The sequence below is a fragment of the Micromonospora sp. NPDC049047 genome, from assembly GCF_040649135.1.
In the GTDB taxonomy this organism is placed as follows: Bacteria; Actinomycetota; Actinomycetes; order Mycobacteriales; family Micromonosporaceae; genus Micromonospora.
Window position 1 is genome coordinate 83848 of record NZ_JBEZEY010000029.1, and the last position, 14202, is coordinate 98049.

General features: G+C 71.8%; 15 protein-coding genes. 4 read left to right on the plus strand and 11 right to left on the minus strand.

Annotation, left to right across the window (positions count from 1 at the left end; genetic code table 11):
* Window positions 1-69 precede the first annotated feature (69 nt).
* The gene (locus AB0B86_RS30755; protein ID WP_357406970.1) at window positions 70-792 is read left to right on the plus strand and encodes a hypothetical protein; all 723 of its coding nucleotides are present in this window, start codon (window positions 70-72) and stop codon (window positions 790-792) included.
* On the opposite strand, the gene AB0B86_RS30760 is transcribed toward AB0B86_RS30755, so the two are convergent.
* The 6 genes from AB0B86_RS30760 to AB0B86_RS30785 all read right to left on the minus strand — a co-directional run bounded on the left by AB0B86_RS30760 (window position 674) and on the right by AB0B86_RS30785 (window position 6238).
* Window positions 674-1654, minus strand: coding sequence for a DJ-1/PfpI family protein (locus AB0B86_RS30760; RefSeq protein WP_357406972.1), 981 nt, complete (start codon window positions 1652-1654; stop codon window positions 674-676). The two genes, AB0B86_RS30755 and AB0B86_RS30760, sit on opposite strands and share 119 nt — an antisense overlap.
* Window positions 1655-1658: 4 nt before the next feature.
* Window positions 1659-2267 (minus strand): isochorismatase family protein, encoded by a 609-nt coding sequence (locus AB0B86_RS30765; protein ID WP_357406974.1) that lies wholly within the window; start codon window positions 2265-2267, stop codon window positions 1659-1661.
* A gap of 81 nt (window positions 2268-2348) precedes the next feature.
* Window positions 2349-3101, minus strand: coding sequence for a lysophospholipid acyltransferase family protein (locus AB0B86_RS30770; RefSeq protein ID WP_357406976.1), 753 nt, complete (start codon window positions 3099-3101; stop codon window positions 2349-2351).
* Between the two features lie 84 nt (window positions 3102-3185).
* Window positions 3186-5246, minus strand: a complete 2061-nt coding sequence (locus tag AB0B86_RS30775) for a glycogen debranching N-terminal domain-containing protein (RefSeq protein WP_357406978.1) — start codon at window positions 5244-5246, stop codon at window positions 3186-3188.
* Window positions 5246-5614: an SCP2 sterol-binding domain-containing protein gene (locus tag AB0B86_RS30780; RefSeq protein ID WP_357406980.1), complete on the minus strand. Its 369-nt coding sequence runs from the start codon at window positions 5612-5614 to the stop codon at window positions 5246-5248. The genes AB0B86_RS30775 and AB0B86_RS30780 overlap by 1 nt, the downstream gene beginning before the upstream one ends.
* A 207-nt stretch (window positions 5615-5821) precedes the next feature.
* Window positions 5822-6238, minus strand: a complete 417-nt coding sequence (locus AB0B86_RS30785) for a CBS domain-containing protein (RefSeq protein WP_357406982.1) — start codon at window positions 6236-6238, stop codon at window positions 5822-5824.
* 250 nt (window positions 6239-6488) lie between these two features.
* On the opposite strand from AB0B86_RS30785, the gene AB0B86_RS30790 reads away from it, so the two are divergent.
* A complete protein-coding gene (locus AB0B86_RS30790; protein WP_357406984.1) occupies window positions 6489-7067 on the plus strand; it encodes a nucleotidyltransferase family protein in 579 nt (192 codons plus the stop codon).
* A 10-nt stretch (window positions 7068-7077) separates the two neighbouring features.
* Here AB0B86_RS30790 and AB0B86_RS30795 read toward each other — a convergent pair whose 3' ends face one another.
* From AB0B86_RS30795 to AB0B86_RS30810, 4 genes are all read right to left on the minus strand, one after another.
* Window positions 7078-7518, minus strand: a complete 441-nt coding sequence (locus AB0B86_RS30795) for a PPOX class F420-dependent oxidoreductase (RefSeq protein WP_357406986.1) — start codon at window positions 7516-7518, stop codon at window positions 7078-7080.
* Between the two features lie 113 nt (window positions 7519-7631).
* A complete protein-coding gene (locus tag AB0B86_RS30800; RefSeq protein WP_357406989.1) occupies window positions 7632-8657 on the minus strand; it encodes an aspartate-semialdehyde dehydrogenase in 1026 nt (341 codons plus the stop codon).
* A gap of 296 nt (window positions 8658-8953) precedes the next feature.
* The gene (locus AB0B86_RS30805; RefSeq protein WP_357406991.1) at window positions 8954-10291 is read right to left on the minus strand and encodes a pitrilysin family protein; all 1338 of its coding nucleotides are present in this window, start codon (window positions 10289-10291) and stop codon (window positions 8954-8956) included.
* Entirely contained in the window at window positions 10288-11577 is a 1290-nt protein-coding gene (locus tag AB0B86_RS30810) for a pitrilysin family protein (RefSeq protein WP_357406993.1), read from the minus strand. Before AB0B86_RS30810 ends, AB0B86_RS30805 begins: the two co-directional genes overlap by 4 nt.
* A gap of 100 nt (window positions 11578-11677) precedes the next feature.
* Here AB0B86_RS30810 and AB0B86_RS30815 point away from each other — a divergent pair, with 100 nt between their 5' ends.
* Entirely contained in the window at window positions 11678-12415 is a 738-nt protein-coding gene (locus tag AB0B86_RS30815) for a phosphodiesterase (protein WP_357406995.1), read from the plus strand.
* On the opposite strand, the gene AB0B86_RS30820 is transcribed toward AB0B86_RS30815, so the two are convergent.
* Window positions 12382-12600, minus strand: coding sequence for a hypothetical protein (locus AB0B86_RS30820; protein ID WP_357406997.1), 219 nt, complete (start codon window positions 12598-12600; stop codon window positions 12382-12384). The two genes, AB0B86_RS30815 and AB0B86_RS30820, sit on opposite strands and share 34 nt — an antisense overlap.
* 274 nt (window positions 12601-12874) lie before the next feature.
* On the opposite strand from AB0B86_RS30820, the gene AB0B86_RS30825 reads away from it, so the two are divergent.
* Window positions 12875-13969 (plus strand): 3-deoxy-7-phosphoheptulonate synthase, encoded by a 1095-nt coding sequence (locus AB0B86_RS30825; RefSeq protein WP_357406999.1) that lies wholly within the window; start codon window positions 12875-12877, stop codon window positions 13967-13969.
* Window positions 13970-14202 lie beyond the last annotated feature (233 nt).

The following is a 14202-nucleotide window of genomic DNA, read 5'->3' on the forward strand; positions in this document are numbered from 1 at the left end:
GCGTCATGACAGCGCCGCTGGCATCCGGCAGGCTGCCTACATAAGCCAGCTGACCGGAAGGTCGTGACGATGCACGCCGACACGTCCCCCTTCTTCATCGGGCCCCACCGGTTCGACGCTCCGGACGATGATGCGGGGCCAACCCTGGATCGCCACTACAACCTGCGCCCCGCACCCGGTGAGCGGGTGCTCGGGCGGCACCGGCTGCTGGTCGCGGGCTACCTGCTCGGGCCGACCGAGGCGCGGCGTCGCTGGCAGCTGCCCGGACCGGTCTCGGTGACCGTCACCGACCAGCGGATCTGTTGGGTGGGCAGCGGCGCGCAGCTGTCGCTGGTCGGCGGCGACACGCCCCGGGTCCGGCCAACCGCCCGGCTGAACGGCCTGATGAGCGGCCAGATCCGCTGGCAGTGGCCGTCCCGGTTGGAGTTGCCGGCCGCCGAGCGGGACACTCCGCCGCAGTTGTTGATCGTCTGCGACGCGTTGCGCACCATCCAGCAGCCGGCGCTGGCCCTGGGCGGGCCGTCCGCCGCGGTGGTGGCGCTGGCCCAGCAGGTCCGCCGGGCGGTGGCCGAGTTCCGGCTCACCCGCCCCCAACTTGTCGACCTCTCGGCCCAGGAACGCGACGTGCTGCTGCTGCGGGCCGGCCCCAGTCTGCTGGCCGGGGACGCCCGGGTCACGCTGCCCGGGTCGCTGCCTGTGGAGTTCCACTCCCGGGACGACTACTATCGCTCAGGGCCGGAGCCGACCCCGTGGAGCGGGCTCGCAGGCGGCGCAGCATCCGGGCATCGGTGAAGCCGACGGCCCGGGCGGCGGACTCCACAGTCGCGCCGTGCCCGATCAGGTGCTCGGCCCGCTCCACCCGCAGCCGCTGCTGGTAGCCGAGCGGGGTGAGCCCGGTCATCGCGCGGAACAGCCGGGTGAGCGTGCGTTCGGCAACGCCCCCGGCGGCGGCCAGGTCGGCCAGTGGCAGTGGCTCGGCGTACCGGGCGTCGATCAGGTCCTGCACCCGGTGCACCGAGTCGGACAGGTGGGAACGGTGCCGCATCAGCGCGCTCGCCTGCTGCTCGTGCCCGTTGCGGCGGGCGTGGACGACCAGGGTCCGGGCGATCTCCGCCGCCACCGCCGGGCCGTGCCGGGTGGCCATCAGATGCAGCGCCACGTCGATTCCACTGGCGATGCCGGCCGAGGTGACCACCCGGTCGTCGACCACGTACAGCACGTCGCGGACGACCCGGGCCGCCGGGTAACGGCGGGCCAGGTCGTCCTGCACCTCGTGATGGGTGGTGCACCGCCGGCCGTCGAGCAGCCCGGCCCGGCCCAGGGCGTACGCGCCGGAGCAGACGCTTGCCACAGTGCCGCCGGCCGCGTGGTGCTCGGCCAGCCGCCGCAGGTCGCCGGGCGACACCGGCCCCTCGGGGCCATGGGCCGCCGGCCGCCAACCCGGCACGATCAGCAGGTCGTCCGGGGTCAGCTCGGGCCACCGGGTGTCGGCGACCAGCGGTACGCCCTGCACGGTGGGCACGTGCTCCCGCTCGGCGACGTAGTGCGACAGATAGTCGTACCCGAGGTCGGCGGCGCTGGAGAAGACCTGGGCCGGTCCGGCGAGGTCCAGCAGGTGCAACTGTGGCACCAGCAGGAACACGACCCGGGTCATCGGGTCAGCTCCGGGTGCCGGCGAGGGTCGCGCCGGTCACCTCGTCGACGGTACGGATGGTCGCGAAGCGGCCGGCCAACGCGTACTCGGTGCGGGTGACGATCTCCTCGTTGGTGAGGGTGCGCGGGTCGGCGAGGATCTCGGCGACGGTGGCGGTCTCCGGCAGGTCCCGGTGCGGGATCGGGAAGGTGAGCGTGGCGTCGGTGACGACAGTCATCCGGTAACCGAGGTCCGCGCCGACCCGGGTGGTGGTCTCCACGCACTGTTCGGTGCGGATGCCGCAGACCGTGATGTCGTGGATGCCGGCCTGGGTGAGTAGCTGTTGGAGGTTAGTGGTGGTGAAGGCGTTGTGCGCGGTCTTGACCAGCGTCGGCTCGTCAGCGGCCGGCACCAGCCCGTCGATCAGCCGCACGTGCCCGACGGCGGGGTCGAACACCCCGCCCGTGCCGGGCTCGGAGTGCAGCACCCAGACCACCAGGTCGCCGCGCTCACGGGCAACGGCGACCAGCCGTTCGACCTGCCGGACCAGGTCGGGGTTGGAGCCGTACGCCCAGATCGGGCGCTGCCGGAAGGATTCCTGGACGTCGATCACGACGAGGGCCGCTCTGCTCATGTCTGAAGATCCTGACCGAACGGCGTCCGCACCGGCAGACATCATCCTGACCGGGTGCGGAACGATCCGGCCAACCCACTGTCAGCGGCTGGTCTCGCGCTGCTCCTCCGCGGCCTCCAGCGCGGCGGCCTCCTCCGGAGTGGGAGCGCTGCCGCCCAGGTGCGCGGGCAACCACCAGGTGTCGTCCGGGCCGGCCGGCGCGTCCGGGTATTCCCGCTGGGCCCGTTCGACGAGCGCGCTGAGCCGGGTGGTCAGCTCGGCGGCCAGCAGGTTCGGGTCCGGGAAGTCCGCCGGGTCGATCGGCTCGCCGATCAGGATGGTGATCGGCGTGTGCCGACGGGTCAGGGTGCGTGGGCGGCCCTTGGTCCAGAGCCGCTGGGTCCCCCACAACGCGACAGGCAACACCGGGACCTTCGCCGAGCGGGCCATCCGGACCGTGCCGCTCTTCAACTCCTTGACGGTGAACGACTGACTGATCGTCGCCTCCGGGAAGACGCCGACGATCTCGCCGCGCTTGAGAGCGGCGACGGCGGTGCGGAACGAGGCGGCGCCGGCGTCCCGGTCCACCGAGATGTGCCGCATCCCGCGCATCAGCGGGCCGGAGATCTTGTGCGTGAAGACCGACTTCTTGGCCATGAACCGAACCAGTCGGCCCGACGCGTTCGCGCCCAGGCCGGCGAAGATGAAGTCGAGGTAGCTGATGTGGTTGCCGGCCAGCACCGCCCCGCCGGTACGAGGTACGTGGTGGGCACCCTCAATGGTGATCTTGAGATCGAGAAGACGGAACATCGTCTTCGCAGCGGCGATAACGGGCGGGTACACGAGCTCCGGCATTGGCAGAATCTACCCTGCCAGGCTGGGTGGCGACCCGGCGGCGGCGTGCCCCGCGCGCCGCCGCCGGGTCGGCCGGCGGGTCCGTCAGTCGGCGAGCTTGTCCAGTTCCAGCCGGCCCCGGGCGAACGCGTCCACCCGACCCCAGCGACCCGGGATGTCGAGCACCTCGATCCGGCCCATGCCCACCGGCAGTCGCGGCTCGACCGACAGGTGACCGTCGTGCGGTTCCAGACCGAGCATGGTCCGCAGCAGCAGCAGCGGGGTGCCTGTCGACCAGGCCTGCGGGCTGCACGCGGTCGGGTACTCCACAGGGAACTTGGTGAGGTCCCGTGGGTAGCCGCCGAACGCCTCCGGCAACCGGCCGTCGAAGTACGTGGCCGCGTCCAGGATGCCGTTGGCGATTGTCGCGGCCTCCTCGGCGAAGCCGTATCGGCGCAGACCCCAGGCGATGAACGAGTTGTCGAACGGCCAGATCGTGCCGTTGTGGTAGCCGATGGGGTTGTACCGGGCCTCCCCCACGGCGAGCGTCCGCACCCCCCAACCGGAGAAGAGCCGCTGCCCCACCAGGTGCTGGGCGATCTTCTCCGCCCGCTCGGGTTCGACGATTCCACTCCACAGCAGGTGGCCGATGTTGGAGCTGAGGATGTCGCACTGGCGGCCGTCCGGGTCCAGGGCCAGGGCGTAGAACTCGCCGTCGTCCACCCACCAGTCCCGGTTGAACCGCTCCTTCAGCGCTGCCGCCTCCCGCTCCAACTGGTCGGCGAACGCCGGGTCGCCCCAGAACTGGCGCGCCATCCGGGCCGCGCGCATCTTCGCGTCGTACGCGTACCCCTGCACCTCGCAGGTGGCACGCGGAAACGGCGGCAGCGTCCCGTCGGCGTAGGAGATGGAGTCCCAGGAGTCCTTCCAGCACTGGTTCTCCAGGCCGGTGTCGGTGTTGCGCCGTTCGTACCAGATGTAGCCGTTGCCGACCAGGTCGGCGTAGTTGTCGATCCACCGCAGCGCCGCGCGGGACTCCTGCTCCAACTCCTTGACGAGCGCGACGTCCCCGGTCCACCGCTCGTACTCGTCGAGCAGCACGACGAACAGCGGCGTCGCGTCCACCGACCCGTAGTACGGCGAGTGCGGCTGCTCCTCGAAGGCCGCGGTTTCGCCGTAGCGCATCTCGTGCAGGATGCGCCCCGGGTCCTCGTCCCGGAAGTCGTCGAAGCGACTGCCCTGCAACGAGGCGAGAATGCGCAGCGTCGTCTTCGACAACTGCGGTGTGAACGGCAGCGTCTGCAGGCAGGTGAGGATGCTGTCCCGACCGAACATGGTCATGAACCAGGGCAGGCCGGCGGCCGGCAGCGTGGCGCCGCCGAGCGACAGGGGCGAGAAGCGCAGCGCGGCCAGGTCGATCAGGCTGCGCCGGTAGGTGCTGGCCACCCGGCCATGCTCACTGTTGACCTTCGGCGCGTCGGCGATCCACCGCTCCAGGTCGTGCTGCAGGGCGAGCCGCTCGGTGCCGTGCACCCGCAGCCCGAACCGCAGGTCCCGGCCACCCGGACCAACCGCGTGCGTCCGGACGTCGATCGAGGCTTCCCACTGCTCGTTGGGTTCCAGATGAACCGTGTACGCGAAACCGTCGCGGTCGTACCGGGCCGGCATCGAGGAGGAGATCACCGTTTCCCGCTGGAAGTTGCCCCGGCGGTAGCCCAGCCGGAGCTGCTCCGGCTCGACCTCGGCGTAGATCTCGCCCTTCTTGTTGAGGATCTCGTCCTTGACCTGGAACAGGTCGGCGAAGTCCGACGCCGCGTCCATCCGGACCTCTAGATCGACAGGCTTTTCGTCGTGGTTGAGGATGGTGAGCTGCTCCCGGAAGCTGCCGCCCACCATCCGCTCGCGGATGATGGACAGCTTCGCGTCCACGTAGTGCGTGGCCATTCCGGGGACGAGGAAGAACCGCGACTCGAAGTACTGCAGATCGTCGTAGGAGAGCGAGTTGAGTCGCTCACCGTTGACGGTCAGCACCCAGGTGGACAGAAACCGGGTGTCGATGGAGAAGAGCCCGGTCGGCTCGCTCGGAGTCGCCTCGATGTCGCCGGTGTCCTCGCAGACGACGAACGTGTTGCCGTCCAGGATCCGGACCGTGTTCGACTGCCCCATCAGAATTCCTCCTCGGCGAAGCGTCGACGGGGCCCGCGGGCGTCCGGCGAACTCGGGAAGATCCGCTCCACCTGCACCACCAGCCGGGCGTCACCGGTCACCGTCATGTCTCCACGCAACAGTGCGGCGAGGCCGTGTTCCCGACCCGAGGCGATGTCGTCGAAGAGGACGGGGCTGGCACCAATCACCGTGTCGGCCTCTCGATCCTCCTGGCTCACGTCGAGCCGCCCGTGGTCGATACTCAGCAGCCAGTGCCGGGTCTGCGCCCCCTCGTGCAGGTCGATACGCAGGGTCCCGGAGGTCTTCGCCAGCAGGGGTTCGTACCCCCGCCGGTCCAGGTCCTCGAAGAACCTCGTGGTCGCGTCCACCTCGAGTCAACTCCTCCCAGTTGCCGGGCCCGGGATCCCACACCGCACTCGCGTCGCGCGGCCGGCCGGCGTTGCACGTCCCCGCACGGGTCCCCGCCGGCCCTCCGGTCAATCTCGCCCGGATCGGGTGAGCTGCGGCGGCGTCCCGGCAGCGCAGCGCCGGCCCGCCCCGCGAGGGGAGAGCCGGCGCGCGCCCGCGGCGGACGGTCAGTTGTTCGGGTCGTCGGCGCTGATGTCCGCGAGCACCGACTGCGGTTCCCGCTCGACCGCGAGGTCGCCCATCGAGATCAGGCCGACCAGGCGCCCGTCGTCGATCACCGGAAGCCGGCGTACGGCGTACGTGCGCATCAGGTCCGCGGCGGCCACCGCGTCGTCGTACTGGCTCACCGTGATCACGTCACGGGTGGTTATCTGGTTCAGCCGCGTCGAACCCGCGTCCATGTTCTCCGCGACACCCCGGACCGTGATGTCCCGGTCCGTGACGATGCCGACCACGTTGTCGCCGTCGGTCACCACCACGTCACCGATCGCACTGTCGCGCATCTCCTGCGCGGCCGCGATGAGTGTGTCGTTGCCGTCCATCGTCACCAACCGGGTCGTCATGAACTCTCCGACCGTTGTCATGGTGCTCCCCTCTCGGTGTCGGCACGGCCCGTCTACCCGCCGCTCGGCAGGGGGTAACGCCGGCCTCCCCGCCACTACCGACGCGCTGCCACCCGCCGTGCCGCTGCTGCCGGGCCGGTCGGGCCGGGGCAGGTCGGTCGGCTGGGCCGGCGCGGGCCGGCGGGCCGGGGCGGTCGGGGCGGGGCGGGTCGACCACCGGCCCACCCGGCCGAGGCGGACGCAGGTCGGCTCCGCCGCTTATGGTGAACCGATGACCGGCGCGGAGGAGTTGCGGAGTTTGATCGCCGACAACGGTTGGCTGACCCGGGCGCTGACCGTGGTGCGTGACTCCGGCCTGCCGGACGCCTGGATCGGCGCGGGTGTTCTCCGCGACCTGGTCTGGGGCGAGCGCTACGGCGACGGGTTCGACCCGACCACAGTCCACGACGTGGACGTGGTCTTCTTCGACCCGGCGAGGCTGAGCCGCGACGACGACCAGCGGGCCACCGCCCGACTGGTGACGGCATGGCCCGAACCGCCGTGGCAGGCCCGCAACCAGGCGGCGGTACACACCTGGTACGCGGCGAAGTTCGGCGGCGACCCGATCGAGCCGTACCGCAGTGTGGCCGAGGCGGTAGCCACCTGGCCGGAGTACGCGACAGCGGTGGCCGTACGGCTGGGCTCGGCAGACGAGCTGGAGATCTGCGCGCCGTACGGTCTGACGGATCTGTTGGACGGGATCTGGCGGCACAACCCGACCCGGGTGGACGTGGGCCGGTCCCGGCAACGGTTGGCCCGGCACCGGCCGGCGCACCGCTGGCCCGGCGTGACAGTGATCGAGCCGGGCTGACTCGGCCGGGTCAGCGGCGGGGCGCCAGCCCGTAGACGCGCTGCACGTGCAGACGCAGCACCAGCCGCCGGTCGTCGACCATGGCCTGGCGGTATTCGTCCCAGTCCGGGTGCTCGCCGCTCAGCGTCCGGTACAGGTCCACCAGTTCCTCGACTGTGGCATCGTCGGGTTCGGTGGCGGGCGGGGTCAGCTCGGCGCGCCCCTCGACCACCGCGTACGCCCAGCCGTCCTCGCTGCTGACGTGGAAGCTGGCCCGCGGGTCCCGGCGCAGGTTGGCGGTCTTGGCCCGCCCGTCGGTGACGGAGACCCGGATCAGCCCGGCGTCCCTGTCGAACGAGTAGACCACTGTGGACAGCTGCGGTCGTCCGTCCCGCCTGATCGTTGCCAGCACGCCCATCGAGCGGCCGGCGATCAGATCGGTAAGCGCCTGCTGGGTGCGGTCGTCCGGCACGGTTCCTCCAGGTGGACGTCGGCTTTGTCCATCCAAGCATGCCCGGCCGACCGCCGCCCGGAACGCGACCGAGCCCCCGCCGCTGACCGGCGAGGGCTCGGGTGACGCGACGGTCAGCGACGTTCGGCGGCGACCAGCTCGGCGAGCTGCACCGCGTTGAGGGCGGCACCCTTGCGCAGGTTGTCGTTGGAGCAGAACAGTGCCAGCCCGTACTCGGCGGTCTCGTCGGCGCGGATCCGGCCGACGTAGGTCGGGTCCTGGCCGGCGGCCTGCAGCGGCGTCGGCACGTCGGTGAGTGCCACCCCGGGCGCGTCGGTCAGCAGCTCGTGGGCCCGCTGCGGGGTGAGCGGCCGGGCGAACCGGGCGTTGATCTGAAGGGAGTGCCCGGTGAAGACCGGCACCCGGACGCAGGTCCCGGACACCTTCAGGTCAGGAATTTCCAGGATCTTGCGGGTCTCGTTGCGGAGCTTCTGCTCCTCGTCGGTCTCGAACGAGCCGTCGTCCACTATCGAACCGGCAAGCGGCAGGACGTTGAAGGCGATCGGCTCGGCGAACGAGCGCGGCGCGGGGAACTCCACGGCCGAGCCGTCGAAGGCCAGCGCGGTGGCGTGCTCGGCGACCTTGCGGACCTGCTCGTCCAGCTCGGCGACGCCGGCCAGCCCGGCACCGGACACCGCCTGGTACGTGGAGACGACAAGGCCGACAAGCCCCGCCTCGGCGTGCAGCGGGCGCAGCACCGGCATCGCGGCCATCGTGGTGCAGTTCGGGTTGGCGATGATGCCCTTCGGGCGGTCGGTGGCCGCCTGGGGGTTGACCTCGGCGACCACGAGCGGCACCTGGGGATCCATCCGGAACGCCGAGGAGTTGTCGATCACCACGGCGCCGGCCTCGGCGACCCGGGGCGCCAACTCCCGTGCCGTGCCCTTACCTGCCGAAAAGAGCACGATGTCCAGCCCGGCGTAGTCCGCGGTCGCGGCGTCCTCCACGGTCACCTCGCCGTCGCGCCACGGCAGCGCACGCCCGGCGGACCGCGCCGAGGCGAACAACCGCACCTGCTCCGCCGGGAACTTCCGCTCCGCCAGCACCTGCCGCATCACGCCACCGACCTGGCCGGTGGCCCCCACAATGCCGATCCTCATGCCCGCGAGGCTACCCAGCCCACCCCCGAACACGGGAACCGTTTCCCACCCCCCGGGTCCCGCATCACACCCCCAAACCCCACCCCACCCCTCCCACCCCGCCCCCCGCCCTCCCCCTCCCACCTCCCACCCGCCCCCGCCCACCCGCCCGCCTCCCGGTTGATCATGAAGTTATTGCCACGACACGCCGAGGCAGGTGACAACAACTTCATGATCAACGGCGAAGGGCGGGGCCGGCCGAAGGGCGGGGCCGGCCGAAGGGCGGGGTGGGCCGGGTGGGGTGGGTCGGGATGGGGTCAGGGGAGGATGGTGCCTAGGTTTGCGGCCGTCAGGTCGTCGCGGATGACCGCGGCGTCGCCTTCGATGACCAGGGTCAGTGCGTCCGGGTGCAGGTGGGTGGCCGCCGCCGCGGAGACCTGGTCCACGTCCGCCGCCAGCAGCGACTCGCGCAGCCGGGCGTGGTAGTCGTCCGGCAGGTCGTGCACCACAAGCGTGGTGAGCGCGGACGCGATCGCCCGAGGGCTCTGCAACTCGACCGAGAGCTGCCCGGCCCGCCAGGACCGGGCCACCGCCAGCTCGTCCTCGGTCACCCCGGTGGCCTGGGTACGGCTGATCTCACCCACCGCCTCGACCAGGGCCGGCACGGTGACCGCGGTCTGCACGCCGGAGCTGACCCCGAACCGACCGAAGCGGCGCGACGAGGCGAAGTCGCCCCGGACGCCGTAGGTGTAGCCGTGCACCTCGCGCAGCAGGTGGTTGAGGCGGGAGGTGAACGCCCCACCGAGGACCGTGCCGGCGAGCGTCATCGGCACGTGGTCGGGATGCGCCCGGTGCGGCGACGGGTGGCCCAGCCGCAGCGTGGACTGCACCGAGCCGGGCCGATCCACCAGGATGATCCGCCGCCCGTCGTGCAGCGGCACCTCGATCGGCCCGCCCCGCTCGGCCGGGCCGCCACCGGTGCCGGCGAACGCCGCGGCGGCCAGTGCGTCAAGGTCGATCCGGTCCAGGTCACCGGCGACGACCAGGGTGCCGGGGCGCAGGAACCACTCGGAGTGGAAGACCGTGACGTCCTCCACGTCCAGCCCGGCGACCGACTCCGGGTCGCCGTGCATCGGCCGACCCCAACGGTGCTGGGCGCCGAACAGGTCACCGCGCAGCGCGGCGTCGGCGCGGGGGCCCGGGTTGGCCCAGTCCATCCGCAGCGCTGTCGCCTCGTCGTCCCGGACCCGGCGGACGTCGGCCGGGTCCAACCTCGGCGTACGGACCGCTTCGGCGAGCAACTCCACGGCGGCGCTGAGCCGGTCCACCGGGATCACCACGCTGGCCTGGAACGAGTCCCAGTCCAGCCCGGTCGACAACGCGGTGCCCAGCCCTTCGACGGCGAGCGCGTACGCGGCGGCGTCCCGCTGCGCGGTCCCCTCTTCGAGGGCCTTGGCCAACACCCCGGACAGGCCCTCCTTGCCGACCGGCTCCTGGCCCGCGCCCACGTCGAGCAGCAACAGGGCCACGGCGAGGTTCTGCCCCGGCAGGTGCGCGGCGACGACCTGACCACCGGCCGCGGTGCGACGGACCACCGGCGGGAACCGGTACGGGCGGGCGGCACCCGGGCCGGGACGGTCGGCGATAAGCGTCATGGGGTCTCCTCGGGCAGGTAGGTCAGCAGCACCCGGTCGGTGGCGAGCACCTCGGCGGCGGCCTCGGCGATCTGCTCGGCGGTGACGGCGAGCAGACCCGGCAACTGGTCGGCGATGCGGGCCGGGTCACCGAACTGCGTGGCGTACCGGCCGAGCAGGTCCGCGCGGCCATCCACCGTGGACAGTTGACGCCACCACCCGGTGCTGAGCATCGCCTTGGCCCGATCCAGCTCGGCGGCGGTGACCGGCACGGTGGCCAACTCGTCGACCACCTCGGCCAAGCCCTCGGCCAGCCGCTCGGCGCCCACTCCGGCGCGGGCGGTGGCGGTGGCGATGAGCGGCGCCGGTGCGTGCGCCAGATCCACCCCGTACGCCCCGACCAGGTCCGGCTGGGCGATCCGTTCACCGTCGGCGAGTCGCTGGTAGAGCCGGCTGCCCCGCCCACTGCCGAGGACTGTGGCGAGCACGGTGACCACGTGGTACTCCGGGCTGCCGAACGGGTAGGTCCGGTGGGCGATGTACACCCGCGGCGCCGGCACGTCGGCGCGTACCGACTCGACAGCCGTCTGCCCGGTCGCCGCGACGGTGCGGCCGTCCGGGGCGGCCGGGATGTCGTCGCGTGCCGGCAGCGCGCCGAAATACTTGTCGGCGAGCGCGAACACGTCGGACGCGGTGGCGTCGCCGGCCACGGTGAGCACCGCGTTGTTCGGTGCGTAGTAGGTCTGGTGGAACGCCTGGAAGGTGGCGAGGTCGGCGGCGTTCAGGTCGGCCATCGAGCCGATCGTCGCGTGGTGGTACGGGTGTCCCGGCGGGTAGAGCAGCGGCAGCAACCGCAGCCAGGCGTCGCCGTACGGAACGTTCTCGTACCGCTGCCGGCGCTCGTTCTTGACCACGTCCCGCTGGTTGTCGAGCGTCTCCTGGGTGAGCGCGGGCACCAGCCCGCCCATCCGGTCGGCCTCCAACCAGAGCGCCAACTCCAGGTGCTCGGCCGGAACCGTCTCGAAGTAGTTGGTCCGGTCCGGGTTGGTGGTGGCGTTGAGCGAGCCGCCGGAGCCCTGGATCAACTTCATGTGCTCGGTCTTCGCCACGTTCACCGAGCCCTCGAACATCAGGTGCTCGAAGAGGTGGGCGAAGCCGGTCTGCCCGGTCGGCTCGTGCCGGGAGCCGACGTCATACCAGAGATTGACGGCCACCGCGGGTGCGGTGCGGTCCTCACTCACCACCACGCGTAGGCCGTTGTCCAGTCGGGACGTCTCGATGGGCCAGGGGTAACCGCTGTCGGGCATACCCCGACGCTATCCGATCTCGTGGGCGGAAAGGTGACCTGTGGTGGGTCGGCGAGCCGACCCGGGGCATCGGGACCGCCGTCCGGGGTACCGGAGGGCAATGACAGTCACCCCGCCCCCGTCCCGGTCCGCCGTCGTCGTCGAACGGGCCAGCGCCGCGCTCGGCCGGCTGCGCCACGGCAGGCTGCTGCATCCGGCCGGTCGCTCGTTCGTCGGCGAGGTGATGATCTGGGGTACGCCCGGACCGCCCACCGGGGTCGGCCTGCTTGACGATCCCGGCCGGTACCGGGCCACCGTCCGGCTGTCCAAGGGAACCCCCACGCCCGACGGCTGGCCGGACGTGCTGGGCGTCGCGCTGCGCCTGCACCGCGACGCGGGCCGACCGTTCGACCTGCTGGTCAGCTCCAGCGGCGCGGCCCCGCTACTGCGACACCTGCCGCTGCCCCGACGCTGCTTCACCGGGACGTACAGCACGATCGTGGGTTACCGCGTGGGCCGCCGCCGCATCTGGCTGGCCGCGCTGGCCGACCCCGACTCCGTCGACCTCGGGTGCAGCCTGCCCGCGGTGGCCGCCGCGACCCGGACGGACACGCCGCGCCTGGTGCTCGCTGTCGCGTCCGCCGTCGGGCCGTGGCGGCCGGTGGGGCAGGTAGCGATCGGTGTCCCGCTCAGCGCCGAGCAGGACGCCGCGCTCGCGTTCGACCCGGTGCGGAACCTGCCGTCCGAACTGCGGGCGGCAGGTCCGCTGACCTGGCTGCGGGAGCACACCTACCGGGGGTCCCGCCGGGCGCGGGGCGCCACCGCTCAGTCCGGCGGCTCGACCGCGACCACTGTCTGATCGGAGGTACGACGTTCCAGCACCGTGTCGGGTGCCGCGTTCTGGTCCGCCTCCCGGATGTCCGACTCGGTGAGGATGGCCTCGGCCTGCGCCTCCGGGTCGTCGCTGCCCACGGCGGCCTCCTCCGGCAGGAGGTGGTGGGCGCGGGACTCCACCCGATCCTGATCGCTCTGGTGTTCTGTCATGGCACCCCTGTTACCCCGACCCCGCCCCTGGCACGCGGGCTGTGCCCCGCATCTTGGGACGACGGGCCGGCCGTTCCCGTCCGGTCGGGTACGCTTGCCCCCGTGACACGTTCCTATCGATGGTTTAGGCAGCCGGCTCGCACGCCGGTGACTTCACCATGAACTGACGTCACCACGGACCGAGCCGGCTGGGCAGGAGCTGTCGTTCCTGCCCTTTTGCGTACGAGCAGCCGGCTCGTCCCGGGCACCGGCCCCGGGCACGGTCGGCGGAAGGATGCCCACCGTGACGACCCCGGAGACCGATCGGGTAAGCGATCAGCGGATCGACCGTGTCGTGCCGCTGACCACGCCCGCCCTGCTGCACCACGAGTTACCCCTGGACGCCCCGCTCGCGTCGGCCGTGCTGACCGGTCGCCGAGCGGTGGGCCGGGTGCTGGATCGCGAGGACGACCGTCTGCTGGTGGTGGTCGGCCCCTGCTCGGTGCATGACCCGGCCGCCGCCCTCGACTACGCGCGGCGTCTCCGCACGGCAGCCGACCGGCTGGCCGACGACCTGTTGATCGTCATGCGGGTCTACTTCGAGAAGCCGCGCTCCACCGTCGGCTGGAAGGGCCTGATCAACGACCCGGGTCTGGACGGCAGCGGGGACGTCAACACCGGTCTGCGGCTGGCCCGGGCGCTGCTGCTCGACGTGCTGCGGGTCGGTCTGCCGGTGGGCTGCGAGTTCCTCGACCCGATCACGCCGCAGTACATCGCGGACACGGTGGCCTGGGGCGCGATCGGGGCCCGCACCGTGGAGAGTCAGGTGCACCGCCAGCTCGCCTCTGGTCTGTCCATGCCGATCGGCATGAAGAACCGCCCGGACGGCAGCATCGGCACCGCCGTGGACGCGATCCGCGCCGCCGGGGTGCCGCATGTGTTCCCCGGCATCGACTTCTCCGGCACCCCCGCGATCATGCACACCCGGGGCAACACCGACGGCCATCTGGTGCTGCGCGGCGGGGGTGGCCGACCCAACTACGACGCCGATTCGGTTGCCGGAGCGCTCGACCTGCTCCGCGCCGCCGAGCTGCCGGAGCGGCTGGTGATCGACGCCAGTCACGCCAACAGCGGCAAGGATCACCGCAACCAGCCGCGGGTGGCCGCCGACGTGGCCGCCCAACTGGCCGCCGGCCAGCGCGGGATCACCGGCGTGATGCTGGAGTCGTTCCTGCTGCCCGGCCGGCAGGATCTCGACCCGACCCGGGAGCTGGAGTACGGCCGGTCGGTCACCGACGCCTGCCTCGGCTGGGACGACACCGTCGAGGTGCTCGACCACCTGGCCACCGCGGTGCGGGCGCGCCGGGCCACCCTGCCGGCGGTGGTGTGACCGTCGACACCGCGGGGCACGGAACACGGGCGGGGGTAGCCTCGTTGACAGGGGTGTCGGTGTGTCCAGTGTCCCCGGGCCTCACCTAAATTGCCCTCGCGGAATACCGTTCGGCTGGAGCCGCGTCGTGCCACTCGCCGAGAGGCGACCTGCACACCGACACCAGCGCCGCCCCCGGAGTCGACCCGGTGACCACCTCGGGTCCGGTGTCCACCCCGATGAACACGTCCACC